The organism is Simplicispira suum (assembly GCF_003008595.1).
In the GTDB taxonomy this organism is placed as follows: Bacteria; Pseudomonadota; Gammaproteobacteria; order Burkholderiales; family Burkholderiaceae_C; genus Simplicispira; species Simplicispira suum.
The window spans coordinates 466810-492646 of the sequence record NZ_CP027669.1; the positions used below are offsets into that span (position 1 = coordinate 466810).

Below are 25837 nucleotides of genomic sequence, written 5' to 3' on the forward strand. Positions count from 1 at the left end.
GTGCCCGAAGGGTTGCCGCTTCTGGCGGCTGCGCCGAGACGGGCAGCGTCTCAGGGGGGTGTTGCTCACTCATAGCGCAGCGCCTCCGCCGGGTTGACGCGGCTGGCGCGCCAGCTCGGGTACAGCGTGGCGACAAAGGACAGCACCAGCGAGATCAGCGCAATCGGCAGGATGTCGGACTGCTGCGGTTCGCTGGGCATCTTGCTGATGAGGTAGATGTCTTTGGGCAAGAAACTTGCGTGCAGCAGCTGCTCGATGGCCGGCACGATCACGTCGATGTTGTAGGCAATGCCCAGGCCCAGCAGCAGACCCGCCAAAGTGCCGATCACCCCCACCATGGCGCCCTGCACGACGAAGATGCCCATGATGCTGCGCGGGCTGGCACCCAACGTGCGCAGGATGGCGATGTCGGCGCGCTTGTCCTGCACCGTCATCACCAGGGTAGAGACGAGATTGAACGCCGCCACCGCAACGATCAGCGTCAGGATGATGAACATCATGCGTTTTTCCAGCTGCACCGCCGCAAACCAGGTGCGGTTTTGCTGCGTCCAGTCGCGAATCAAGAGGTTGCCGCTGAGCGTTGCGGCGAGCTGCTGCGCCACATCGCGCGCCTGGTGCAGGTCCGAGAGGCGCAGGCGCACACCGGTCGGACCTTCGAGGCGGAAGATGCGCTCGGCGTCCTCGATGTGCAGCAGCACCAGCGCCGAGTCGTATTCGTAATGGCCCGAGTTGAAGGTGCCGGCCACCGTCATCTGCTTGAGGCGCGGCACCACGCCGGCCGGCGTCACCTGGCCGGACGGCGCAATCAGCGTGACCAGGTCGCCCACCTCCACGCCCAGGGTGTGCGCCAGCTCCACGCCCAGCACCACCTTGAACGCGCCCGGCGCGAGCTGCGCCACGGCCGCCGCGTTGGCGCTGGCCAGGTCGGTCACCTCGGCCTCGTGCGCCGGGTCGATGCCGCGCACCAGCGCGCCTTTCATGTCTTCGCCACGCGCCAGCAGCGCCTGGGCGGACACGTAGGGCGCCGCGCCAACCACCTGCGGATTGCGCCGCGCCTCCTGCATGGTCAACTGCGGGTCGGCCATGGCCGCGCCGCCGGGCGCAAAGATTTCAATGTGGGAGACCACGCTGAGCATGCGGTCGCGCACCTCTTTCTGAAACCCGTTCATCACCGAGAGCACGATGATCAGCGCCGCCACGCCAAGCGCAATGCCCAGCATGGAGACGCCCGAGATGAAGGAGATGAAGCCGTTGCGGCGCGTAGCACGACCGGCGCGCGTGTAGCGCCAGCCCAGCGCAAGTTCGTAAGGGATTTGCATGAAGGCGCGATTGTGCCCCGGCGCACAATTGGGGGCATGTCGGACACTACCCATTTGCTGGTGCCCTGGGCGGCCACCAGCTCCCCTGGCAGCGACCAGGCCTGGCAAGGCCTGGCGCTGCCGCAGCTCGAACGCCTGATCAGGCAACTCACCCCGCTGGCTCCCGATGTTCAGGAAGAAGCGTGCTTCTCACCCCCGCACGAGCGCGCGCTCGGCCGCGCGCTGGGCCTGGGCGACGCGGATGGCCGCATTGCCTTCGCCGCGCTGCACGCCGCACAGACCGGCCTGGCCAGTGCCGCCAAACCAGGTGACGGCTGGGCCTTTGTGACGCCCTGCCACTGGCAGGTGCGCACCGACCACGTCACGCTCTCGGACCCCCAAGCCCTGGACTTGGGCGAAGAAGAGTCGCGCGCACTGCTGGCGCTGATGGCGCCCTGGTTCGCCGAGGACGGCATGGCCCTGCACTACGAACAGCCGGGGCGCTGGCTGGCGAGTGGCCCGCTGCTGGCCCAGGTGGCGACCGCCTCGCTCGACCGCGTGCTGCAGCGCGACGTCCGCGCCTGGCTGCCGCCGGAGGCCGCCGCCGCACCCCTGCGCCGCCTGCACAGCGAAATGCAGATGCTGCTCTACACCCACGCGCTGACCGACGCCCGCGAGGCACGCGGCCTGGCGCCCATCAACGCCTTCTGGGTGCATGGCTCGGGCGCCCTGCCCGCACCGCTGCCGGCCAGCCAGCCGCCGCAAGTGGTGGAGTCGCTGCGCGGCCCCGCCCTGCGCGAGGACTGGGCCACCTGGCGCAGCGCCTGGCAGGCGCTGGACGCCGGCCCCGTGGCAGAGCTGGCAGCGCGCGCCGCAAAGGGCCAGCCGGTGCAGATCACGCTCTGCGGCGAGCGCGGCGCGCTCTCGTGGCGCAGCGCGCCGCGCAGCCTGGCGCAGAAAATTTCAAGCTTTTTTGGCCGCCAGCGCTTATCCCAATTGCGCGAGCAGCTATGAACATTGTAGCAAGGCAAGTGCCGCCACGCGCCGCCTGGGCGCTAGAGCAGGCGGGGGTGCACCCGCTGCTGGCCCGCCTGTACGCGGCGCGCGGCGTGCTCAGCCACGACGAGCTGGACGACGGCCTCTCGCGCCTGCTGCCGCCCGCCGGCCTCAAGGGCATCACCGACGCCGCCCGGCTGCTGGCCGACGCCATCGCCGCGCAGCAGCGCATCTGCATCGTCGCCGACTACGACTGCGACGGCGCCACCGCCTGCGCCGTGGCGCTGCGCGGCCTGCGCCTGCTGGGAGCACTGCACGTCGACTACCTGGTACCCGACCGCGTGGTGGACGGCTACGGCCTGACCGCGTCCATCGCCCGTCGCGTGAAAGAGCGCGGTACGGACCTGCTCGTCACCGTGGACAACGGCATTGCCAGCGTGGACGGCGTGGCCGAGGCCAAGGCGCTGGGGCTGGCGGTGCTGGTCACTGACCACCACCTGCCGGGCGAGCAGTTGCCCACCGCCGACGCCATCGTCAACCCCAACCAGCCCGGCTGCAGCTTCGAGAGCAAGGCGATTGCGGGGGTCGGCGTGATGTTTTACGTACTGCTGGCGCTGCGCAGCGAATTGCGCGCACGCGGCGCGTTCGACAAGGCCACGCAGCCGAGGTTGGAGCCCCTGCTGCCGCTGGTCGCCCTGGGCACCGTGGCCGACGTGGTGCGGCTGGACGCCAACAACCGCCGTCTGGTCGCGCAAGGGCTCAAACGCATCCGCGCTGGCCACGCACCCGCAGGGATTGCCGCGCTGTTTTCCGCAGCCGGCCGCCGGATGGACGCGGCCACCAGCTTTGACTTTGGCTTTGCCCTGGGGCCGCGCATCAATGCGGCCGGGCGCCTGTCGGATATGTCGCTGGGCATCGAATGCCTGCTGACCGACGACGCGGGCCACGCCGCGCGGCTGGCCGCCCAGCTCGACGCCATCAACCGCGAGCGCCGCGAAATCGAGGGCGGCATGCGCGAGCAAGCGCTGCTGATGGCCGAAAACCTGTTTGCGGAAGGGGAGGAACCGCCACCCGCCGTCAGCGTGTTTGACCCCGATTTCCACGAGGGCGTGGTCGGCATCGTCGCTTCACGCATCAAGGACAAGCTGCACCGCCCTACCTTTGTGTTCGCCAACAGTGGCGCGCCGGGTGCTGAGGGCCAGCTCAAGGGTTCGGGCCGCTCGATTGCCGGCTTCCACCTACGCGACGCGCTGGACCTGGTCGCCAAGCGCCACCCTGGCGTGCTGCTCAAGTTCGGAGGCCACGCCATGGCGGCGGGCTGCACGCTGGCGGCTGGCCGGTTCGCGGTGTTCGAGCAGGCGCTGGCGCAGGTGGCGCGCGAATGGCTGGACGCCGCCGCGCTCACGCGCCGCATCGACACCGACGGCACGCTGGCGAGCGAATACTGCCGCGCCGACCTGGTGGACACGCTGCACCGCGAGGTCTGGGGCCAGGGCTTTGCCCCGCCCACCTTCAGCGAAGAGGTCGAGGTGCTGAGCCAGCGCCTGGTGGGCGAAAAGCACCTGTCGCTCAAGCTGCGGCACCAGGGCCGGCCGGTGGACGGCATCTGGTTTGGCCACACCGACCCGCTGCCGGGCCGGGTGCTGCTGGCGTTTCGGCTCGACGTCAACGAGTGGAAAGGCGAGCGGCGCGTGCAGTTTCTGGTGGAGGGCGCCCAGCTTTAAAAAGCTGCTGGCGCGCCCATCAGAAGCTTTCCCAGTCGTCTTCCGCCGGTGCTGCAGCGGGGCGCTTGGCGGGCGGCGCAGCGATGCGGGCTGGGGGTGCAGCGCGTGCGCCGGCTGCACTCGGCGCGCTGGTTGCCGGGCCCGTTTTGGCTTTTGCCGGGCCGGAAACTGCGGGCCGGGCGGCAGAGGCGGCTCCCAATTTTCCCGGAGCCGTGGCTGCCTTCAATGCCGCAGGGCGGGCGGGCGCTGGCGCGCTGCGGGGCAGTGGTGCACGAGGCAGCGGCGCCTGGGCGGATGCCAGCGCCACAGCGCCCACGTTGAACACCGACACCACGCCAGTCAGGTGCTGGGCCTGATCGCGCAGCGCCGTCGCTGCCGCAGTGGACTGCTCGACCAAGGCCGCATTCTGTTGCGTCATCTGGTCGAGCTGCGTCACAGCCTGGTTGACCTGCGAGATACCGTCGCGCTGCTCGGTCGACGATGCCGTGATCTCACCAATCAAATCGCTTACCCGCTGCACGCTGGCAACGATCTCTTCCATGCTCTGGCCTGCTTCGGCCACCTGGCGGGAGCCGGTTTCCACGTTTTCCACCGAGGCGCCAATGAGCTGCTTGATCTCCTTGGCGGCATCGGCACTGCGCCCGGCCAGGCTGCGCACTTCGCTGGCCACCACGGCAAAGCCGCGCCCCTGCTCACCCGCGCGTGCCGCTTCGACCGCCGCATTGAGCGCCAGAATGTTGGTCTGGAACGCAATGCCATCGATCACGCCGATGATGTCGGCGATCTTGCGGGAACTGTGGGTGATTTCTTCCATGGTGCTCACCACCTGGCCCACCACCTGACCGCCGCGCGTCGCCGCCTGCGCGGCGTTGGCAGCCAGCTGGTTGGCCTGGCGCGCGGTGTCGGTCGATTGCGTGACGGTGGCGGTGAGCTGCTCCATGCTGGCCGCCGTTTGCTGCAAATTGGCGGCTGCCTGCTCGGTGCGCGACGACAAGTTCTGGTTGCCACTGGCGATTTCCGATGACGCAAGCGACACCGCATCCACCCCGGTGCGCACGTCGCCCACCACGCTGCGCAATTTCACTGCCATGCGCGAGAGCGCACGAAGCATGTGCCCAAATTCATCCTTGCGCGCAGGGTGCAGCTCGCGCGTAAGGTCGCCTGCGGCAATGGCGTCGATCAAGCCACCCGCCTGCTGCAGTGGAACGGTGATCGAACGCACCAGCTTCCAGACGAGGAAGAGAAATAGCAGGATCAACACAGCCGTTGCCACCAGGCCTTCGATGGCGTGTTGCGTGCGACTCGTTTCGGCTTGCGCAAGCACGGCCTCGCCATGCTTTTCCAAGACGCTGACAAATTCATCCTGCGCCTTCAGGAGCTTTCCCACCAGCGGCGTCAATTGCTCGTCGGCGTAGTTCTGCGTCGCCACACCGTCGCCGGCGCCTTTGAGCTCCCAGGTCTTGGCGGTGGCATCCGCCACCGCCTTGCGGGCTGCCAGCACCTTGTCCAGGGACGCTTTTTCCTCTGGGTCTTTGGCGCTGGCGGCAATGGAGTCCTTGAGGCTTTCGATGCCTCCGGCAATCTCTTTCAGCCGCGCGTCGTACTGCTGCGCCAACACCGAATCGGTGGTCACGGCGCCGCCCATCACCATGGTGACCGAAGTCTCGGTGCCGCCGCGCCAGCGCACCGCCTGGGAAATCCGGTGTTCGATATCCATCACCGACTCCACCGCCTGCGCCATGGCGCGGTTGGTGCGGTATTGCTGAAGACCGGAAATCGCCAGCATGACCAGCATCAGCACCAGAAACATGCCCCAGAGCTTGCGAGACACACGGATATTGTCGAAATGCATGGGATTCTCCCGATCCAGTCAGCACAGTAGCCAAAGCAACCAGATGAATCACATCTGGAAACACATCGATAACGGCTTGAGCCTACTCCTCCCTGGAGCGCGCTCCGACAGGCGCAGCTCAGGACAAACCCGTAAGATGAGCGGGTGACTTCCTACAAAAACGCCGACCTGCACTGCCATTCTGTCGTCTCCGACGGCACCCTCACGCCCGAATTGCTGGCCGCACGCGCCCACGCCAACGGGGTGGACCTGTGGGCGCTGACCGACCACGACGAAGTAGGCGGCCAGGCACGCGCCCTCGCCGCCGCCCAGGCGCTGGGCATGGCCTACCTGAGCGGGGTCGAGATATCCGTCACCTTCGCCGGCACCACGGTGCACATCGTCGGGCTGGGGTTCGATCCGACCAACCCGCAAATGGTGCAGGGCCTGGCGGCGACACGCGGCGGGCGCAACGAGCGTGCGCGCGACATGGCCGAGCAGCTCGCCGCCGTGGGCATTGCCGGCGCCTATGAGGGCGCGCTGCGCTATGTGGGCAACCCGGAGCTGGTCTCGCGGACCCACTTTGCGCGCTTTCTGGTGGAAACAGGCGTTTGCCGCGATACCTCTGAAGTCTTCCGCAAATACCTGATTGAAGGCAGGCCCGGCTACGTGCCACACCGATGGGCGTCGCTCGGCGACGCCGTGCGCTGGATCACGCAAGCGGGTGGCGTGGCGGTCATTGCGCACCCGGCGCGCTACAAGTTCACGGCGAACGAAGAATTTGCACTGTTTTCTGAATTTCAACAGCACGGCGGGCGCGGTGTCGAAGTGGTCACCGGCAGCCATTCGGCGAGCGAGGCCGCACGCTACGCCGACCTGGCGCGCGAACTGGGCCTGGCAGCCTCGCGCGGCAGCGACTTTCACAGTCCCGACGAATCCCATACCGACCTGGGCAAACTGCCGCCCTTGCCAGCCGACCTGACGCCCGCCTGGGATCTGGTGGCAGCGCATATTCATCCGGGCCGCTGAAACCCCTTTCTCACTTCCTCCCATGGCCCTGTATTTCGAAGTCCACCCCGACAACCCGCAACCCCGTTTGATCCAACAGGCCGCCACGCTGCTCAAGCAAGGCGGCGTGCTGGCCGTGCCCACCGATTCGAGCTATGCCCTGGTCTGCCAATTGGACGACAAGGCGGCTGTGGACCGCCTGCGCCGCATTCGCGGTGTCGACGACAAGCACCACCTGACGCTGCTGTGCCGCGACCTCTCGGAGCTGTCCAGCTACGCGCGCGTGGACAACCGCCAGTACCGGCTGCTCAAACTCGCCACACCCGGCGCCTACACCTTCATCCTCGACGCCACCAAGGAAGTGCCGCGCCGCGTGAGCCACCCGAGCCGCAAGACGATTGGTCTGCGCGTGCCCGAGGGCGCCGCGCTGCAGGCGCTGCTGGAACTGCACGGTGGACCGCTGCTGGGCACGACGCTCATCCCGCCCGGCGAGACCGAGTCCATGAACGACGCGGAGGAAATTCTGGAGCGCTTTGACAAGCTGATCGACGGCGTGATCGATGCCGGTGCCTGCCCGTCGCAGCCCACCACGGTGCTGGACCTGACGCCCATGGAAAAAGGCGGCGACCCCCACGTGGTGCGCGAGGGGCGAGGCGATCTGGCAGCGCTTGGGCTCTAAAATTTTGTACCAAATTGGCCTCCAGCGCTTGCTGGTAAAGCGGTGTCAGCTATTTATTGGATAGCATGATAGTGCCGCCTGACACCCCACAGAGATTGATTGCGCTCGTCAATTGGCAGGACCGCCGCGCCCCATTGCGGGTCAAAGTCGCGCCATAAGGGACAATCAGGCGGGTGAACTTTTCCAACATCCTCCAGACCGTCCTTATCTACGCACTGCCGGTGCTTTTCGCCATCACCGTGCACGAGGCCGCGCACGGCTACGTGGCGCGCCACTTCGGCGACCCCACGGCAGCGCGCCTGGGTCGCGTCACGCTCAACCCGTTCAAACACATTGATCCGGTCGGCACCATCCTGATGCCGTTGATCCTGTATTTCGCTACTTCGGGCGCGTTCCTGTTTGGCTACGCCAAGCCGGTGCCGGTCAATTTCGGCGCGTTGCGCAACCCCAAACGCGACATGGTCTGGGTGGCGCTTGCGGGGCCGGCGTCCAATTTTGTGCAGGCCATTGCCTGGGCCTTGCTGATGGTGGCACTGGTGGCGACCGGCGTCGAAGAACGCTTCTTTCTGGAGATGGCGCGCGCCGGGGTACTGGTCAACCTGGTGATGTGGGCCTTCAACCTGTTCCCCTTGCCGCCGCTCGATGGCGGGCGCGTGCTGGTGGGGCTGCTGCCCTGGAAGCAGGCGCAATTGGTCTCGCGCGTCGAACCTTGGGGCTTCTTCATCGTCATGGCGCTGGTGCTGGCGGGCGTGGTCGGCACCTGGTGGCTGCTGCCGCTGATGAAGCTGGGCTACGCTGCCATCAACCTGCTGCTCACGCCCTTCGTCGCGCTGCTGGCATGAAACACCCCCTGCGTCGCCTTCGGCGCCTTCCCCCTCTCTCGCCTCGCTGCGCGATGCGGGAGGGGGACGCCCCCGGCGCCCGGAGTGCAGACGACAGTTGCATGTCGTGGCGGCCCTTGCGCGGGGGCGCTGGCAGGTGCAGCGCCGGTTTCAAAGGCTCTGCTCGGTAGACGTCATTGTGCAACAGCCCGTCTTTTATCTTTCTTTCTGCTGATTTCGTTCCCATGAGCACCACCCGCTACCTCACCGGCATCACCACCACCGGCACGCCGCACCTGGGCAATTTCGTCGGCTCGATCCGCCCCTCGGTCGCGGCCAGCCTGCGCCCCGGCGTGCAGAGCTTTTATTTTCTGGCCGACTACCACGCGCTCGTCAAATGCGAAGATCCGGCGCGCATCCAGCGTTCGACGCTGGAGATTTCAGCAAGCTGGCTGGCCGCAGGGCTTGATCCCGACAAGGTGGTCTTCTACCGCCAGTCGGACATCCCGGAAATCCCCGAACTCACCTGGCTGCTCACCTGCGTCACCGGCAAGGGCCTGCTCAACCGTGCCCACGCCTACAAGGCCAGCGTCGACAAGAACCAGGAAACCGGCCGCGAGAGCGACGACGGCGTCACCGCCGGCCTGTTCATGTACCCGGTGCTGATGGCCGCCGACATCCTGGCCTTCAAGGCGCACAAGGTGCCGGTGGGGCGCGACCAGGTGCAGCACATCGAGATGGCGCGCGACATGGGCGCGAGCTTCAACCACCTCTATGGCGAGCATTTCGTGCTGCCTGAGGCCGCTGTGGACGAGCATGTCGCCACCCTGCCCGGCCTGGACGGCCGCAAGATGAGCAAGAGTTACGACAACACGATTCCGCTCTTCTCCAGCCGTGCGCAGCTGCAAAAGCTGATTGGTGGCATCGTCACCGACTCGCGCGCGCCGGGCGAGCCCAAGGATGTCGAGGGCTCGGCCCTGTTCCAGATCTACCAGGCCTTCGCCACGCCCGAGGAAACCGCTGCGCTGCGCCAGCAGTACGCGGACGGCATTGCCTGGGGCGCCGCCAAGGAGCTGCTTTTGGAGCATGTGGATGCCGTCATTGCGCCTATGCGCGCCCAGTACGAAGCACTGATGGCCGACCCGGAGCGCATCGAAGCTACATTGCTCGCCGGCGCCGAACGCGCCCGCGCGCTGGCGACGCCGTTCCTGCGCGAACTGCGCAACGCGGTCGGCCTGCGCAGCCTGGCGCAAGGGCCAGCCAAGCAGACGGCCAAAGCCGCCAAGCTGGCCCTGCCCAGCTTCAAGCAGTACCGCGAGCAGGACGGCAAGTTCTATTTCAAGCTGTTGGATGCCGATGGGCGCTTGCTGCTGCAGAGTACCGGTTTCGACGCGCCCAAGGAGGCCGGCCAAGCGATTGCGGCGCTGAAACGCGATGGACTGGCTGCGCTGGCCGGGCAACATCTACCTGTGGAAGGCGTGGCCGAGTCCGAAGTAGGTGCAGCGCTGACCGCATTGGCAGAAGCCGCTGCGTAAACCAGCAGCCGGCTTGAGAAGCTATATTTTTGATAGCTTACAAAGCTTACCGAATAAGCGCTAGACGGTCAAATAAGTCAAAATTCAGTTGCGATAGCGCACGCGCAACCACAGCGTAGGCTTCTCGCGGCCGTCCAGCGGCGTCTGTACCGTTCCAATGATCGACCATCGTCGGTCGGCAGTATCGAACGCATGCACCAAGGCGAAGTTCCAGCCCGGCTCTTCACGGCGCCCATTGAAAACGGTCACGTAACGCGCACTGCGATAGACCAAAGACGCATAGGTGTAGTCACGCCCGCCATGCCGCCAGACGCTGGTCAGTGCCAGGGAATGGCGCGGGAACCCGGGCAGCTCATTGCCTGTGACCCAATCGCCGGTACTGCGCGAACGGCTCCAGATGTAGCCTGCCAGCAGGCTCCAGCGCGGCGTGAGAATGCGGTTGTAGCCCAGGCTGAGTTGATGCAGTCGCCCGCGGTCGAACACGGGATTGCCGTTGTACGGGTCCACCGAAGTTTGCGCCATCTGGATGAGAGGTCCCAGGCCTTCGATTCGGTCGTCCAACAATACGCTCATGAGCGGCAGCAAATCCCCGTTGGAATATTGGATGCTGGATATGTCCTGCCGCGATGCCATGGCCACGCCAAAACTGCGCGCGTCGAACTCCCAGTCCAATTGCAGGGCCAGCTTGCGCGCCAGGCTGCCCGGTGTCTGGTAGTGGTAGTCGATGGGAATCGCACCAACTGCCACCGGTGCGAGGGTGTAGGTGGACGGCGTGTACAAGCTCTCTATGTAGGCTGCATGCAGCGCTCGCCCAGGCGCAAAGCGGTACGACACCCCCAGGCGCGGCCGCAGGCGCCGGGCCTGGCCCGTATCCTCCAGCCTCGGCACGTTCAAGGCGGCGCCCGTCCGCCCCAGGTAGAGATAGCTGCGCTCATTGACCTCCATCTGCGGCCAGAAAGCCTGCGCCTGCCAGGCCCAGGGACCTTGTTGACCTTCCAGTCCGGCCCAAGGCAGGTCGTAAGCAATGCGTGTATCTGCCGCAGCAAACACCTCCGAATACTCCCGTGCGAACTTGTTGAGTACACGTCCGCGCTCCCAGCCCGCACTGAAACGCAGGTTGCCGCGCTGCAGTGTGTGGCGCAGCATCAGACCCTTGTCTGTATCCCGGCTGGCAAAGTTGTAGAGGCCAACGACAGGATCAATCAGTGGCGTTTCTCTGACGAAACGAGCGCTGTGCAACGCCAGCCAGGTCTGCTCGTTACCCGACCAGCGCCAGGATCCGCCCAGGTCTGTCCGGTGCACTGGCGAACGTGTGACGCCTTCCATGCGCACGCCCTGACCATCCGCATCATCAACACCCCCCGGGTAGTGGTAGCGCGTTCGCTGCGCCGAATGGGTCAGCAACAGCCCCAGGCGATCCGTGGGGCGGGCGCCGATTCCCAGGCGCCAATCGAATGATTGCAGGCGATCGCTCAACACTCCCGCACGCGGGTCGAAACTGTAGCCCTCGATGCCCACGCGCCAGGCGATGGGAAAGGGACTGGACGCAAGGCCATGGTGACCCAGGTCCGCCACAGCCTTGGTCTGCGTTCCATTGCGCTCCACACTGCCACCGCCCACCCATTCGCCCAAGTTCGATAGAAGCACCGGAGCCTGTTTTTCGCTGGCGCCAAAGGCCAGCGGGTCTGCCAGGTAGCCCTGATGAAATTCCGAGCGCCTGGCAAATGGACTCTCGTAGCGGTTCGCCATGAAGAAGTGGCTGCCCGCCCACAGCGGGTAATAGGACTGCTGCGCGTACGCCCGCGCCCAATGCTCCAGTCCAAAATCGCCCAGCGCCTTGCCCAGGTTCGCCGAGCCCTGGCTGTCCGACGCCAGTGGATTGAGCGACTTGAGGTACGGCAGCCGCACAAGCGCCTCGCGTGCGGCAGCGATCGCCGCTTCGGACTCGCCGCTGTCGTTGCGCAAAATGGATTCGATCTGCCACGGCAGTGGATCCTTGGGGTCGGCCTGGCGTGCCCGCTGCAAGGCGTCAAGCGCCGCACCCTCTGCGCCCAGGGTGTATTCGGCCACGGCCAGCCACATGTGCGCCCGCGCATAGCGCGGCTCAATCACCAGCGCTTTGAGCAACAGTTGGCGCGCCGCTTCGGGCTCGCCGCGGCGCAGGGCCAGATAGCCGGCACCCGCCAGGCTTTCGTAGTCGTCGGCCTGCAACGCCAGGGCGGCGTCAAACCCGGCGCCCGCCTCCTGCAGTCGCAATGCCTCGGTGGCGGCCGTGGCCTCAGCACCGAGCAAGTGGGCACTGCGCGGGTCCAGCGCCACGGCTTGGGCCAGCGCTTGACGTGCCGCCGCGAGGTCGCCGCGCTCTTGCAGCGCGCGGCCCAAGCGGCCCAGGGCATCGGCCTTCTGTTTATCGCCTTGCGAACGCGCTACACCGGCACGGTAACGCGCGATGGATTCATCTCCCCGGCCGGCCAGGCGGTACCAATCGCCATCGGCCAGCAGCAGGTCGCTGCTGGCAGCGCTGCTGCTGCGCGCCAGGGCCTCATCGAGCACGCTTCGGGCATCTTCCGGGCGGTCCAGCGCGAGCAAGAATTCGGCGCGTCGCGCAGCAAGCCGGGTGTCACCGGTGCGCTGCCAGGCGCGCTCCAGCTCTTGTACGGCGGTCTCCAGCCGCGCATCGAAGGCCGCCAGATCGGCCAGCACCAGCGCCACGGCGGCTTCGTGCGCGCCGTTTTGTCGCAGCCCCATGAGTCGCTCGCGCGCCTGCGGCCAAGCGCCGGCGTCCAAATCGATCTGAACAGCGGCCAGCTCAGGGGCCACTGCATCGCCTTGAAATTCGGCCCAGCGCCGCGCATCCACCGGGTTGGCCATGACCCACTGCACGCGCTCGCGCGGGTTCACCAGCAGCCGCTTGGTGGGCGCCTGTCCAGGCACGGCAATGCCCTGCTCGGACGGCCCCAGATCGACACGCCCGTAGGCGTTGGAGAACTCGACCTGGCCGGAGAGCACGGTGAAGGTGGTACGCCCGCTGCCCTCCACCTCCACATCCCAGTCGGTGCCGCGCACGACGGCCAGCGCGGCAGGGGTTTGCAGCTGCAGGTTGGCAGGGCTGCGCTTGGTACGCGCCCACAGCCGCCCGGCAATCAGTTCGAGCAGGCTGCGTTCGGGTTGCGTGTCACACAAACGCAACTGCGCGTTGGCCGACATGCGAATCTGCGTGCGGTCGGCCAGCAGCAGCGCGGCAGACGAGAGGGCCAGCGTGCGCATGTCCGCCCCGCCCTTGAGCTTTTGCGCCTGCACCGCTCGCTCCCAGGCAGCGTCGCCGCTGGGGCGCGTCTCGCCCCGGCCCACCAGACTGACCAGTTCGGCGGCGGCAGTCTGGTCCGCCTGCCCCGCTGGGACACCTGCGCATTGCGCCAGCGCGGCTGGAGCGACGAAGGCGGCACTGGCGCCCAAGAGTCCAACGCGAAGGAAGGTTGGGGTCATGGCAAGTTCCTTTCTCTATTTGCTCAGTTGTCTCGGAGGCAACGCAGAGCTTGCAGCGGACGCAGCGCCGTCTGGCAAGACATTCAACGCGGCACGCAATCGCTCGGCCAAAGCCATGGCGGCGGCGGCATGCGCAGGCGCCCCGCCGTTTTGCGCCAGCCACTCGTCGCACAAGGCCAGCGCAATCTGCAGCCGCCCGGCGTGGATATGCGCGCGCAGGGCCGCGCCTTGCGCGACCAGGGCCGCATCGCTGCATGGCGTGTACACATCGAGCCCGCTGCTGCGGCCGGCGAGCAGCACGCAGTCAAGCCACAAAAGCGTGCCTTGCAGCTGCGCATCCAGGGTATCTACTGTGGCCCCCGAAACCAATATTTCGGTGCCCAGCGCCTTGTTCGCGCCCTCCAGGCGTGCAGCGGTGTTGACCGCATCACCCACAGCTGTGTATGTGAAGCGTTCGGTGGACCCCATGTGCCCCACCGCAGCTTCGCCGGTGTGCACGCCGACGCGCAGGCGCACTGCAGCGAAGGGCGTGCCACGCCAGTCGCTGCGCAGCAGTTCCATGTCGGCCTGCATGGCCTGGGCGCAAGCCAGCCCACGGGCTGCGTGGGCAGCATCGGGCAGGGGCGCATTCCAGAAGGCCATGACCGCATCGCCAATGAATTTGTCCAAGGTGCCGCCATGGGACCGCACGCAGTGCGCCATGCGCGTGAAATAGGCGTTGAGGGCACGTGCCACAGCCTCAGGCGCCAGCGTTTCGCTGGCTGCGGTAAAACCTGCAAGATCGCAAAACAGCAGAGTCAGCACGCGCCGCTCACCATGCACATGGGCCATTGCACCGGACGCCATTAGCGCATCAACGACCGCTGGTGGGACATAGCGCGCGAAATCCGCACGCAAGCGCTGGCGGCGGCCGCGCTCGCGCAAATAGCTCTGGGCAGCACCCAGATTCCAGTGCACCGCCAGACCGGTAAGCAAGGGCAGTACGCTGAACCACCAACCAGCCACAAAGGCAAAAACACCGGCCACCACGGCCGCACCGCCCAAGGCAAGGCTGGCCGCCAACGCGCGCAAGGCACTAAAGCGGCGCGTGAACAGCGAAATGCCAACCATGGCCAGCAAGGCGGCCAACCAAGTGAGAGGCCAGGGCACCGGCCTGATCCAATCATTGGTCAAACCATTGAGCAAGGCCGTGGCATGCAAAAAAACGCCCGACTGGGTCGCTCCGCCCAAGGCACTGAACGGTGTGCGGAATTGGTCGACCCCACCCACTGGCGTGTTTTGCCCCAGCAGCACCAACCGCCCCTGCACGGCGCGAGGTGCCAACGCATGCTGCGCATCCAGTGCTTGCGTGTAATGTGCGTAAGGAATGGGCAACTCGGGCGCGTAGTAGCGCAGCAGCGCCCCATCAGGAGGAGCGGACACCTGCCGGCCGGCCTGCTGTGCAAGCACCCTCCATAAAGCATCTGGTTGCATGGGTGCCCGCCGGGCAATGCCATCTTCATCCGGCACCATCCCGGCAGCACCGCGCGTCGCCTCAGGAAAAACAGTGGGCAGTTGCTGTACATACTGCGCCACTTGTGAGCTGTCGTTTTGCACCGCCGCCCCTGCCAACACAATCGGCAATCCACCCTTCAACGCCTGGCCAAGCGCTTCGTCGTCCAGAACCGTCTGCGGCTCCGCGAACAGCATGTCTATCCCCAACGCCGCCGCGCCCGCATTGGTCAAGGCACGCACCAGTTGTGCATGCAGGCGGCGTGGCAGCGGCGGTGCGACGCCCAATTGCGCCAGGCTGGCCTCGTCCAATCCCACCACCAAAATCCCTGCATCGGGCGGCGCAGGGGCCGTCAGGCTGGAAAGAAAATCAAACTCATACAGCGCCAAGCGCTGGTAAAGAGGCATGGCCGCCATCACGGCCAACAAGGCAAAGGCCAGCACAATCCGACGCGTCAGCTCGCCTAGAGAGTCCTGTGTATCGGCCGGAGAAGAACTGTGTGCAGCAGCCATCGGTTTGCATCCAAATATTCGACGCCGGGCCGCACATCGCCCAGAGCCGATCCGAGTGATCGGCACTCGAATGGCCCACTGTAGAGGCGTAACTTTAGGTAAGCAAAAGGGTTTACCTTGAGAACCTGCTTGAGAGTAGCCGCGAGCCAATTAAAAAATCACGGCCCGTGGGTCCAACATTTTTTAATATGGTGGCGGGTGCTTGACCATGCGCCGACTGGCCTCCCGAACTTATGAGCATTGGCGCAGGTTGCTACGGGCAGATGACTACAAGCGGCTCCGCTACTTTACTGATGCCACGGCTTGGGTTGCGTGCTTCACGACCTCTACGATCTTCAGCCCACCGTCAGGCGACGATTCGTTTTCCAAGTAACCGGACGGCGTGATGGCGAAAATCGACTTGGTGGTTTCCATCAGTACCGCACTACGAGCGGTATCGTCGCTGGCCGCCTTGGTGAAGGCCTGGAATGTTCGCAGCGCATTTGCCCAATGCTTGTTGATCGCGCTTTGGTGCCGAGCCGCCTTGTAGAGTCGGCCGCACCAGATCGTTGCTGTGAAAAGCAAGCCCAGAATCACGACCTTCGAAGTAAAGAGCTGGATGACTTGCGGTGTCGTGGCATCTGGCTTGACCGGAACGAATACCATGAGCAAAGCCGCCAAGATCACGCTCGCTGGCCGATTTTGCGCGCATGGTCGATGTGTTTGACCGCCACCGGGTCAGCTTCAGCGCCGTAACGCAGCAGATCAATTCGGCCACGTCGATGGGCCGGCTGATGCTCAACCTTTTGCTGTCCTTCGCGCAGTTCGAACGCGAGGTCACCGGTGAGCGCATCCGCGACAAGATCGCCGCCAGCAAGGCGAAGGGGATGTGGATGGGCGGGCCGCTGCCGCTGGGTTATGACGTGCGCGACAGGCTGCTGGTGATCAATGAAACCGAGGCTGCCCTGGTCCGCCGCATCTTTGATGACTTCGTGACCGTGCGATCGGCCACGCTGATGGCCAAGGCCTACGGCGCAGAAGGCGTGGTCACCAAGGGCGGCAAGCCCTTCACCAAGCAGACCCTCTACAAGATGCTGCACAACCGGATGTACCTGGGCGAGATCGTCCACAAGGGGCAGAGCTTCCCCGGCCAGCATCCGGCCATCGTGACGCAGGCGCAGTGGGATGCCGTGCACGCACTGATCGCCACCGATGGCATCGAACGGCGGAGAGAGACCAACGACCGCCAGCGTGAGCCGGTGTTGTTGCACGGCCTGCTGTTCACGCCCGACGGTGAACGGCTGGTGCCCAGCTACACCGTTAAGAAGGGCAAGACCTACCGCTACTACACGCCGATCAAGCACCGGCGCTTTGGCGCGTGGGCCAGCCAGCATGGGCCACTACCGGCGGCGCCCATTGAGGAATTGGTGACCCAGCAGATCGTAGCGGCGCTATCAGCACCGCACATCGTGCAGTCGGTGTGGGATCGGATTCGGGCAGTCCGCCCAGACCTGTCGGAGCCGGAGGTGGTCTTGCCGATGCGAAATCTGGCTTGCCTGTGGCAACAGTTGTTCCCCGCTGAACAGTGTCGACTGGCGCAGTTGTTGATCGAGCGCGTAGTGATTCGATGGTGGGCTGGAAATCATCTGACGCGATCAGGGCTGGCAGGAACTGGCGGGCGAGCTGATGCCCTGCACCATCGGTGCAGAGTTGCAGGAATGGGAGCAGACGGAGGAAATGGCATGAAGCCGAAAGTGCAGGCCTTGGGTGGCCCCGTTGCGCGCGAGCGCCGGGACGGCGGCCAGGTGAAACTGTCCACCTTCATCCCGCTGAAGATCCGGAAGCGCGGCGCCAGCAAGGTGGTGGTGCGGCCCGATGGCCAGGTCGAGTCACCAGGCGAGATCGCCACTCAGATCGACCAGCCCTTGCTGGTGGCGCTGACACGGGCCTTCTACTGGCAGCAGTTGCTCGACGATGGGGTGGTCGGCAGCGGCAGCGAAATCGCCCAGCACGAAGGCCTACACCACTCGACGGTCAACGAACTGCTGCGCCTGACGCTGCTCGAGCCTGCCATCATCCAGAGCATCCTGGCCGGGCAGCAGCCCCGGTGCATGAGCCTGCTGTGGTTTCAGCGGAACCCGCTGCCGACGGACTGGGTGGCGCAGCGGGAGGTGGTGGCGGGGTTTGATGCCTGACGGGTTAAGAGCCCTCGATCACCCGTGCCACATCACTGCGGCATTCGGCGCATTTGCCCACCAGCAGCAAGTCGCCACCCTTGATGGTGCCGCTGAAATTGGTGATCGTGGTTTCGTGACGGCACTGGCCGCACCAGACGTTGGACAGCAGCCGCTGGCGGATGTCGGCGGGAATCGACTCCCAGCGCTGACTGGCTGGCTTGGTGAAAGTGGGCAGTGATTCCATCACCACGGATCACTCCTCGAACAATTCAGAGTGCGTGCCCGCCCGCACAAAGATGATGGCGTTGCCATCCAGGCGGTAAATGAGCAGGAAGTCACCACCGATATGACATTCGCGGTGGTCGGCCCAATCACCCTTCAGCGGGTGATCCAGCCATTCAGGCCCCAGCGGGGCATCGTTGCCAATGAGCAGCAACATCGCCTCCTTCAGCCGCTTCAGGTCGTAGCGGCCCGAACGCGACAGGCGTTCCCAGTCTCTGAGGAAAGTCTTGGTGTAATCGCTCGCCCTGGGCAGCGGCGCCCGCTTACTGCTGGCGAGCTTTTTCGAGGTCATTGATCAGAGCGTCTGCAGACTCAAAACGGGCGGTGCGCGCCTTGGCCATGGCGCGGGCTTCTTCCATCGCCGCGCGGGTCTGGGCGTTAGGCACCTTCAACTCCAGCGGGAAAGCCTGGTCGTTGACCACGCGCTTGAGCAGGATGCGTACGGCATCAGACACCGACAGCCCCATGGCTGCCAGAGCCTCGCTGGCTTGCGTCTTGATTTCGTCGTCCACCCGGACGTGCAGCATCGTGGAATGAGCCATGATCGAATCCTCCGTTTCCGCAATTATGTATCTCGATTGCGATACAGTCAAGTAACCGCTGGCGATGCTCTGGCGGCATTCGATGCCTGACCGGCGGCCATGGTTGACAACGAACCTGCGTGCGTAAGTTGTTGATTTTGCTGAACAGCCATCTGCACCTACCCGCAGGCCAAACGGAGAACAGAGACGGCTCTGGCCAAGAAAGTGGCCGATTTCGGGCGTTTCGGCTGATGGCCACCCGCAGCACAGGCGGGCAGAACCCCGCGTGGTGCGGGGATTTCAGGCAAGAAAAAGGGCCCGGAGATTGTCCGAGCGCTGGCGTCTACTGAATGAACGCTGCAAGTGATTGATTTTCAATGAATTTTCCAATGCAGTTTTGAGATTTGTTCCCCGATTTGTTCCCCGGTGCCGGTCGTGATACCCCGATTTCTGGGGCCAATCTGTGCCCTCAAAATCTGCTCATCCTGCGTTGCATATTTTCTACTCTCTGTTGCATTTTGCCGATTCTGTGTCCCGATCAGCCCCGCGCCATGTTGTTGATCCTGCGCATCTCTGCCAGCTCGGCATTCAGGGCCTGGGTCAGCTCCCGCAGTTGCGCCCGGTGCCCGCCCTGCCAGGCGTTACGTGACGCCGTCGCCTTACCCTCGGGTGTTCGTGGGCCGGTGCTTTGCTTCCAGGGTTGCCATTGCCGGATCAGCTCGGCCTGACGTTGCCTGCGCTCCAATGTCCAAGGTGTTGCCATGCTGGTGCTCCAATAGTTCGTTTGGTGGACTTTGATTTTTCCCCGCGCTCGCGGGAGTGCCGTTGTTGACCTGCTGGGGGCCGTTGGCAATGTTGGCCTGCTTGATGTACGGCATCGGGTTCTTCATCAATGCCAGAGTCTCCGCCGTTGCGCGTGCCTGGGACTGCGCCTTCAGGGCCAGCCGCATCAGCACCTCGATGCCCTTGAAAGATTCCTGCCGCCCTGAGCGTTGCGCCAGGTTGTTGAACAGTGCGTCCAAGGTCAGAAACTGGTGGGTCAGTACGCGCTCAAACCGGCCCATGTCTCCGACCACAGTTTCGTCCCCGGCCTTGCGCATCGCGGCCAGCAGTTCGGTGACTCCAAGTTCTGGGCCACCGCCTGCAAAAGCTTGCAGCGTGATTGCCGTGAGTGCGCCGTCGGTTGCCAGCTCGGCCAGCCTTTCCGACTGGTTGTCGTCAGGCTGTATTTCAACCCGCAATGCATGCGGATCAGCCTGGGCATTGTTCTTGCCCTTGGTGCTTTTGCCGGTTGCCATGGTCTATCCCTTCCAGTCTGAATTCATGCTGCTGTAGGCTGTCCAAAGTTCAAAGCCCGTCCCCGTATCGGCATTCTGCCGCCCTGGATAGACTCCGAGAGCTAGGAGGGCAAGTTCATGAGCCACAACACCATCCAAGTCCCCAGCGACGACTAAGATCGTTTCGTAGATGCTGCACGGGCAGCAGCCAAGCCCGAACTCGGAAAATTGGTGTAAGCCACCATCGCCGCGCTACGTGAGATGGATGCCGTGGGTATGTTTTGCGACGTTGCCGCCCGCCATCTGTGGGACGAATACTGTTGGCAGTTGCAGGAAGGCCCGTATGACGACGATGACATGGGCTTTGGCTCCACCAGCAGTAACTTTGAACAAGTACTGGACACAGTGATTGCGGAGGCATTGGATGCGCTGCCCCGGCACGCCCTGCTGTTCCTGAGCATCTACACGCGAGACGACATAGGCAATGACCCCGACAGCATTGGCAGCATCAGCCGCGACGCCATTGCCTCTGCCGTACTTGAGCGGGTCAACCAAACCGCTTCGCGGCGCAATCTAGACTTTATAGGGCCTGATCGTGGCGATGTCATTCCCATGGAAATCAGCCTGGCCGGCCTAGCAGGCGAAGCCCTCTCTGATGCGGGTGAAAGCAGTGACTTCCTGTCGGAATATGTGGATCAATTGCTGGCGGGCGATGCCGACGACATTGCCCATGTCAGCCATGCACTGCTGGAGCGCTACATGGAATTGCTGCGCGAAGATCAAGACGGCTTGCTACTGTCCGCCCTGCACAACCGATTCGAGAAAGATATAAGAGCGTTGGTGCTGGAAAAGGACGTTCGCCCAGCAGTGGAGGACGCGGTGGGGCAGTTGCAGTGGACATTGGATAAGGAATCCTGATACCCGACAGTGCACGCCCACCATCAAGTCTTACGACAGCCGCATGTCGCTGACGGCTATAGTCCAATTAGGAATGGAATGACCTTGCTTCTCGACTCTTCGGCTACCCCACACAAATAGTCCTGACAAGCCCCATCAGGTTAGCGAGCAGTTTTTTTCTATCTCCTATGCCTACTTGCCGCATTTGTCAGCACACCTTCAAGTCCCTCAAGTTCCAGACCGAACATATCGATATCTGTACTCGATGTGTCGGTAGCCTCAATCGCTCACCTGTACCAGCGAAGAATGCAGAGGCTGAATTGGCCGAAATGCTGGCACGGGGCATGCAGCGCAATGCTGAGCGCGACTTGTTATCCGATGAGGAATGGAAACGCCGGAAGGCTCAGCGGATTCTGGCGGACTTGGACTCGGCAGTGGAAGATGCACTGCATGACTGGATCACAAATTTACTGAAGAAGCCTGAGAACAGCACGCGCAACTTTAAGATCATGCGCGCCCATAGGCGCGGCCTGCTGCGCATGGATGGATCAGCCGATTACCCAGGAGACTGGATCGATGTAGCCCGCCGCATTCGTCGCCGCGATGGCTATAAATGCGTGACATGCGGTGCGGCTGACACCATATTGGATGTGCATCACATCATCTACTTGTCGCACCACGGTACCAATCAGCAAAGCAATTTAGTCACGCTGTGCAGAAAATGCCACGAGGCCGAACACGAGCGTGAGTTCGATTGGATGGAGGCGACAGACCCGGAGTCAGCCTCTCCGATACGCCCCCCGCCAGGCTCTTGCGCTCCTGTATCGCCCCCCGCCCCAACACCGGTAACTCCGCCTGAACCTGCTACGCCCACCTGGACACAACCCGGCACCCAGAACCCTTCTTCAATCCTGCGAGAAACACCCCCCCTTGACCTAGCCTGCCCCAGGTGTAGTACCCAACTGACGGCCAAGCTCACGACGGCCGTTCTTGAAAGCCAAAGGGTGCGCTGCCCTTCTTGCACTCTGGTATTCAACGCATCAGACGGACTTGACTTCTGGGTCACCCGGCATGATTCCAGAAAAAGAGCGTCTGAAGAGCAATGGGTGGCGGCTCGGGAAGAACTATCGCAAGTTCAGTCAATCGTTACACCAGCACCAGCACCAGCACCAGCACCAGCACCAGCACCAGCACCAGCACCAGCACCGCCGCCTACTTCTACCACAGCAATTCCCAGAGAATCCACCAAACCGCAACAACAGAAAAACCGTACGCCTGCTCACCTATGGAAGACAGACCTGCTGGTGTTTGCGGTAATTCTGGCCCTCGTCATCTTCAGCGGCATCAGGAATTGGTTTGGGCCGTGAGAGATATTTGTGTCAGGCCTGCGCCAACGATAAAGACCAACTTGAAGCCCTTTGAAATTTTGATCTAACCGGTACCGGGAGACACGTCTATGAGCAATACGAGCAACTACTGGATTCCAGCGGGCGACCTGTCAGAAGGGCAGGCGTTGCTGCTGGCTGTCCCGTCGAAGGCCAAGCCAGACCCGAAGGTGTATCCGATGCTTCTAGCGGAGAAGCTGCAAGACCTGATCGACCAGGACGAAAAGGCGGCGCAATCAGCACTGGAAATGTCGCAGGAGCATCTGCCGGCGCTGTATCAGATCGCGCAGGATCAACCGCCGAAGTGGTGGGGCACGAGCCTGACGAACAGCGACTCAATGCACAGTCTTTTGTCCCACCTCGATTGGTCGAAGCCGGGCAAGGTGCAACCTCTCCCGCAGCAAGACAGCCTGCGAAGCCTGCTGGAACAACTGCCGTAGCAGATCAGCCAGCAACGGCGGGCAATGAGTTTCAGGCGATCTACGACTCGCGCATTTCGCGCAAGGATCACAGTGGTATCGAATGCGCTCCCGGGCAGCGCTGCAACAGCATAACCATGTCACGAGCCAGGCCCGCATCGCCGGAACGAACAGCAACGCCAGCCATGCACCAGTTGCCACAGCGCCAGGGGGTAGCGCCTTGCAAGTGGCGGCACTCCAAGCACAGCCGACGGTCGTCGTCCTCACGGTCACGGGTCACCAGCCTATCGGCCAGCTTCTCAGCTTGGGCTTCGTCGGCACCACGCCGCACGAACAGCGCCGCGCGCCGGTTGAACAACGCTATCTCGCTGGTGTTCCAGGCGCTGCTGTGCGGCCAGCAATAGCTGTCGGGGTCGAGGGCTGCATCGTTCGCGGCAGGCTGCGACTTTTGCGACTCTGCGACTTTTGTCCCTACCTGCACCTCGAAAGTCGCAGAAGTCGCAGAAGTCGCAGGGGGGTAAGAGCGCGCCAGCAGGGTTTGAGGGTCAAACCACATGGTGATGCACCTCCCACGCCTTGCGCGCCTTCACGCCGTCAATCTCCGTCCCTGCCGGGCATGCGGTGATGTACCCGGCCTCGACAAGCTGCTCTATCGCCGCCATCAGTCGCGCCTTGTTGCGCAGTTGCGCAGGGCCAGCGTTGAGAACATCGCGGGTTCGGAATTTGCGCATGCCTCGCGCGTGTAGCCAGTGCGACAGCGCCTCGGCATCCTGCACAGACTGCGGTACAGCAGCTGCGCCACGAATGCGCAGCGCCTCGGCCAGATACCACTGGATCAGCACGAGGCCGCGCGCCAGGTGGTCAGCAGTAATTTCGCTGGTGCCCATGCCGCCCTCAATTGCAGCCAGTACGCCAGCAATGCGGCAGGCGTTTTCTACCGCCTTTGCGGTGCGGTCGCGCAGCTCGCTCAGGTCGTTCCCGGTCGCCATCAATGTTTCGAACTGGTTGCCCGCTTGCAGCGCCAATTGACCGGCCTCAGCCGACAGCGGCAGTTCCAGGGGATCAAGTTCTTGCGGGTTTTTCTCCGACGTGCGCGGCTCACTCTCCAGCAGGCCAGACAGCACGGCAAACATCCGTTTGAGCTCGGGTCGTGCCCCTGCCCACTCGAATGCATCAGCGTGCCGCGTGCCGATAGTGGACGCGGGCCACGCCACCAGACAGCGCGCCAGCAGCCCCTGTCCATTGGCCAGCCGGTCGGACAAGAGTTTGACCATCACGTTCCCTTGCGCCAGCTGGTGCAAGGCCATGCGCCGCCCGTACAGGATGCCCACGCCATCGCCAGCACGCACGCGGTCAAAAGGTGCGCCGTCCCACATCTTTGACCAGCGCGTGATGGTCTTGAGGAAGTTGTCGCCGTTCAGCGCATGCCCACCAATGAGTAGCCCGCCTTCGTCGCTGAAAAGCGCCACGCTCGGCTGCGCCATTGCCAGCAGCTTGTAGAGCCCTTCAGCCGTCGGGTCGGTCACAAACCGCAATGGCGCAATGGGTGCAACAGGCTTGTCTCCGACGGCTGCAACCGCATCGCGTATCTGCTCGGCGGTGGCCGTGCCTTTCTTGCCCTGGGTGGCAGCGGTGCGCGCCGCCTCGGTGGCCTTGCCCCATGCAGCCATATCGGCCTCATGACGATCCATATCCTCCTGATAGGCGGCCATGGCGGTTTTTTCATGGGCTTTTGCCGCTCCGAGAACTACATCGTCAACCGCGCTCTTGCGCTCGCCAGACTCGCCCACGGTCAGCAGGAAGAGCGATAGCGGCTTGCGCTGGCCCCATGGCAGTTGCACATCAAAATGCGCTTGCGCGGCCAGACTGGCAGCGGCCAGCACAGACTGGCAGCACAGCGCCATTGGTGCTTTGACCACTTCGTGAAGAGCTCGCGCAGCGCCACCCAGCACGTCGCCCAGCGCGTCAACAGGGTATGCCTCGCCAGGTGGCAGCGGCGCGCGCAGCGGCTCGGGTGCAGTGGTGGCCGGGTCTATGTCGATACCGTGGGCCACGTCCTCCAATGGCGGAAAAACGGGATCAGCCACCACGGCCACAGCCGCATCAAAGCACGCCTGCATAGCCCCCAGGCCGGCCCGCTGGTGCAAGTCGTTGAAGTCGGTTTCTGCCTCGTTGCGCTGCTCGCCAAAGTTAGGTTTTGTCAGGTAGCCACCTACGGCCCTTGCCGCCTCAGTGGCCTTGGTGATGCCCGGATTTCCGTCGGTAAATGCATCATCGTCAGCCGCCAGGATCAGGCGCAGCTTGGGGTACTTGCTGTGCAGTGCCTGGGCCACTTCCCGTAGATTGCCAGCGTTGAAAGCCACGGCAACGGCATCGCCGGTAGCCTCATGGATAGATGCGCCCGTAGCGAAACCCTCGCATACGATCAGCACGCCCTTGGGCTTGCCAATCGAGTAATACAGGCCGGTGCGCCGTCCTCCAAGCAATCCCTTCTTGTCCTTGAAGTTCGCTGGGTTGATGCGCTCGATGTTCCACAGCTTGCCGTTTGTGTCGCGCATGGGGACGATCAGAAAACCATCCGGCTCAACCCTTGTTCCGTGGGCATGCACGCCCTTTTTTGCCAGATACGGATGATCCGCCGGGGCAGGTAGCGCAGCCTCCCAGCGCTGCGCCGCCGCCGTCGCTGCATCGTGCTGGCGCTGGGTCTTGTCGGCTTCGCGCTGCTGTGCAATGGCCTGCATGCGTTGCAGGTGGGCGCTGCGCTCGGCTGGTGTCATTGACTTGGTGTCTTTGCTGCACCAGGTTTTTGATATCCCACTGCGCCAGCAACCATATGCGCCCGCCGGAACGTCGCCATCGTCGTGCAGTACGTACCAGCCCGATTGATCCATGCGCTTGCCGTTGGTGCTGAATCGGTACAGCGTGCCGTCGCCGTGGATCACCTCGGGTACTGGCAAGCGATCGCCTGCAATGGCTTGTTGGAATTGTTCGGATGCGATCACAGCCGCCCCCCGATCTGCGCCAGAAACAGCGCGGCATCGTGCAAGTTGGGCAGGTAGCGCACCAGCCCCCAGCGCTCGGCCCAATAGGTGGTTGTGCCGTCCGGGGAAGTGACGTGGTTCAGGTGATGCCCGCGCTGTGCGAATGCAGCTTGCAGGGCGGTAAAATCAGCGCCGTCCGATTTCTGAATAGCGCCCTTGGAGCCTGCCAGCTCCGGGGCGTTTTTGTTTGGGGGCTGCTTCATATTCGCCCCCTCAAACCGTCGCCAGTTGGTCTATCCGCTTGGCATGCAGGCGGTTCACCAGCTCGCGGATTTCACCATCGGACTGCCCCGCGATGCGGGCGCGAACAATGGCTTTCACCTCATAGTCAGGCCAGGCTTTTGCACGCTGCCCGATGGCTACGGGCCGGGTGAAAAGCCCCGCCCGGATGGCGTTGTAAATGCTGGTGTTGCTGCGGTCGCCTGTTTCAGCCTTGCAGGCGTCGATTCTCCAAAGTGCCATTGCTGCCCATCCTTT

23 protein-coding genes and 1 pseudogene are annotated in these 25837 nt (G+C 63.9%); 11 read left to right on the forward strand and 13 right to left on the reverse strand.

What is annotated here, in order from left to right:
• Window positions 1–65: 65 nt before the first annotated feature.
• Window positions 66–1319, reverse strand: a complete 1254-nt coding sequence (locus C6571_RS02220) for a lipoprotein-releasing ABC transporter permease subunit (protein WP_106445244.1) — start codon at window positions 1317–1319, stop codon at window positions 66–68.
• Window positions 1320–1355: 36 nt separating this feature from the next.
• Here C6571_RS02220 and C6571_RS02225 point away from each other — a divergent pair, with 36 nt between their 5' ends.
• Both C6571_RS02225 and recJ read left to right on the forward strand, forming a co-directional pair.
• The gene (locus C6571_RS02225) at window positions 1356–2312 is read left to right on the forward strand and encodes a phosphoglycerate mutase (protein ID WP_106445245.1); all 957 of its coding nucleotides are present in this window, start codon (window positions 1356–1358) and stop codon (window positions 2310–2312) included.
• Complete coding sequence (recJ, locus tag C6571_RS02230) at window positions 2309–4018, forward strand: single-stranded-DNA-specific exonuclease RecJ (protein WP_106445246.1); 1710 nt, start codon at window positions 2309–2311, stop codon at window positions 4016–4018. The genes C6571_RS02225 and recJ overlap by 4 nt, the downstream gene beginning before the upstream one ends.
• Window positions 4019–4037: 19 nt before the next feature.
• Here the strand turns inward: recJ and C6571_RS02235 are convergent, their stop codons facing one another.
• A complete protein-coding gene (locus C6571_RS02235; protein ID WP_106445247.1) occupies window positions 4038–5870 on the reverse strand; it encodes a methyl-accepting chemotaxis protein in 1833 nt (610 codons plus the stop codon).
• A 144-nt stretch (window positions 5871–6014) separates the two neighbouring features.
• On the opposite strand from C6571_RS02235, the gene C6571_RS02240 reads away from it, so the two are divergent.
• From C6571_RS02240 to C6571_RS02255, 4 genes are all read left to right on the forward strand, one after another.
• Window positions 6015–6878 (forward strand): 3',5'-nucleoside bisphosphate phosphatase, encoded by an 864-nt coding sequence (locus tag C6571_RS02240; RefSeq protein ID WP_106445248.1) that lies wholly within the window; start codon window positions 6015–6017, stop codon window positions 6876–6878.
• Window positions 6879–6900: 22 nt separating this feature from the next.
• Window positions 6901–7536, forward strand: coding sequence for an L-threonylcarbamoyladenylate synthase (locus tag C6571_RS02245; RefSeq protein ID WP_106445249.1), 636 nt, complete (start codon window positions 6901–6903; stop codon window positions 7534–7536).
• A 173-nt stretch (window positions 7537–7709) separates the two neighbouring features.
• Entirely contained in the window at window positions 7710–8378 is a 669-nt protein-coding gene (locus C6571_RS02250; RefSeq protein WP_106445250.1) for a site-2 protease family protein, read from the forward strand.
• Window positions 8379–8602: 224 nt separating this feature from the next.
• On the forward strand, window positions 8603–9892 hold the full coding sequence (locus tag C6571_RS02255; protein WP_106445251.1) for a tryptophan--tRNA ligase: 1290 nt from the start codon (window positions 8603–8605) through the stop codon (window positions 9890–9892).
• Between the two features lie 84 nt (window positions 9893–9976).
• Here the strand turns inward: C6571_RS02255 and C6571_RS02260 are convergent, their stop codons facing one another.
• The 3 genes from C6571_RS02260 to C6571_RS02270 form a co-directional block, all read right to left on the reverse strand.
• Window positions 9977–13378, reverse strand: coding sequence for a FecR domain-containing protein (locus C6571_RS02260; RefSeq protein WP_106445252.1), 3402 nt, complete (start codon window positions 13376–13378; stop codon window positions 9977–9979).
• Between the two features lie 15 nt (window positions 13379–13393).
• A complete protein-coding gene (locus C6571_RS02265) occupies window positions 13394–15382 on the reverse strand; it encodes a CHASE2 domain-containing protein (protein WP_106445253.1) in 1989 nt (662 codons plus the stop codon).
• Between the two features lie 282 nt (window positions 15383–15664).
• On the reverse strand, window positions 15665–16027 hold the full coding sequence (locus C6571_RS02270) for a hypothetical protein (protein ID WP_146139293.1): 363 nt from the start codon (window positions 16025–16027) through the stop codon (window positions 15665–15667).
• 44 nt (window positions 16028–16071) lie between these two features.
• On the opposite strand from C6571_RS02270, the pseudogene C6571_RS19935 reads away from it, so the two are divergent.
• A pseudogene (locus tag C6571_RS19935) lies at window positions 16072–16509 on the forward strand (recombinase family protein); the annotation flags it as partial.
• Window positions 16510–17103: 594 nt separating this feature from the next.
• Window positions 17104–17556: a hypothetical protein gene (locus C6571_RS02280; RefSeq protein ID WP_106445255.1), complete on the forward strand. Its 453-nt coding sequence runs from the start codon at window positions 17104–17106 to the stop codon at window positions 17554–17556.
• Between the two features lie 4 nt (window positions 17557–17560).
• Here the strand turns inward: C6571_RS02280 and C6571_RS02285 are convergent, their stop codons facing one another.
• From C6571_RS02285 to C6571_RS02305, 4 genes are all read right to left on the reverse strand, one after another.
• A complete protein-coding gene (locus C6571_RS02285) occupies window positions 17561–17788 on the reverse strand; it encodes a hypothetical protein (RefSeq protein WP_106445256.1) in 228 nt (75 codons plus the stop codon).
• Window positions 17789–17791: 3 nt separating this feature from the next.
• A complete protein-coding gene (locus tag C6571_RS02290) occupies window positions 17792–18112 on the reverse strand; it encodes a type II toxin-antitoxin system YafQ family toxin (protein ID WP_106445257.1) in 321 nt (106 codons plus the stop codon).
• On the reverse strand, window positions 18084–18362 hold the full coding sequence (locus C6571_RS02295; protein ID WP_106445258.1) for a type II toxin-antitoxin system RelB/DinJ family antitoxin: 279 nt from the start codon (window positions 18360–18362) through the stop codon (window positions 18084–18086). Before C6571_RS02295 ends, C6571_RS02290 begins: the two co-directional genes overlap by 29 nt.
• A 638-nt stretch (window positions 18363–19000) precedes the next feature.
• The gene (locus tag C6571_RS02305) at window positions 19001–19639 is read right to left on the reverse strand and encodes a hypothetical protein (protein ID WP_106445260.1); all 639 of its coding nucleotides are present in this window, start codon (window positions 19637–19639) and stop codon (window positions 19001–19003) included.
• A 240-nt stretch (window positions 19640–19879) separates the two neighbouring features.
• On the opposite strand from C6571_RS02305, the gene C6571_RS02310 reads away from it, so the two are divergent.
• From C6571_RS02310 to C6571_RS02320, 3 genes are all read left to right on the forward strand, one after another.
• On the forward strand, window positions 19880–20536 hold the full coding sequence (locus C6571_RS02310) for a hypothetical protein (RefSeq protein ID WP_106445261.1): 657 nt from the start codon (window positions 19880–19882) through the stop codon (window positions 20534–20536).
• Between the two features lie 167 nt (window positions 20537–20703).
• Window positions 20704–21882, forward strand: a complete 1179-nt coding sequence (locus C6571_RS19440) for an HNH endonuclease (protein WP_146139294.1) — start codon at window positions 20704–20706, stop codon at window positions 21880–21882.
• A gap of 89 nt (window positions 21883–21971) precedes the next feature.
• On the forward strand, window positions 21972–22340 hold the full coding sequence (locus C6571_RS02320; protein WP_106445262.1) for a hypothetical protein: 369 nt from the start codon (window positions 21972–21974) through the stop codon (window positions 22338–22340).
• A 67-nt stretch (window positions 22341–22407) separates the two neighbouring features.
• Here the strand turns inward: C6571_RS02320 and C6571_RS02325 are convergent, their stop codons facing one another.
• From C6571_RS02325 to C6571_RS02340, 4 genes are read right to left on the reverse strand one after another with little or no spacing between them, the layout of a single operon-like run.
• Window positions 22408–22875 carry a hypothetical protein gene (locus C6571_RS02325; protein WP_146139295.1) on the reverse strand — a complete coding sequence of 156 codons (468 nt, stop codon included), beginning with the start codon at window positions 22873–22875 and terminating at the stop codon, window positions 22408–22410.
• Window positions 22865–25321, reverse strand: a complete 2457-nt coding sequence (locus C6571_RS02330; RefSeq protein ID WP_106445264.1) for a DUF3987 domain-containing protein — start codon at window positions 25319–25321, stop codon at window positions 22865–22867. Before C6571_RS02330 ends, C6571_RS02325 begins: the two co-directional genes overlap by 11 nt.
• On the reverse strand, window positions 25318–25563 hold the full coding sequence (locus tag C6571_RS02335; protein WP_106445265.1) for a hypothetical protein: 246 nt from the start codon (window positions 25561–25563) through the stop codon (window positions 25318–25320). The genes C6571_RS02330 and C6571_RS02335 overlap by 4 nt, the downstream gene beginning before the upstream one ends.
• 10 nt (window positions 25564–25573) lie before the next feature.
• Entirely contained in the window at window positions 25574–25822 is a 249-nt protein-coding gene (locus C6571_RS02340) for a helix-turn-helix transcriptional regulator (RefSeq protein WP_106445266.1), read from the reverse strand.
• Window positions 25823–25837 lie beyond the last annotated feature (15 nt).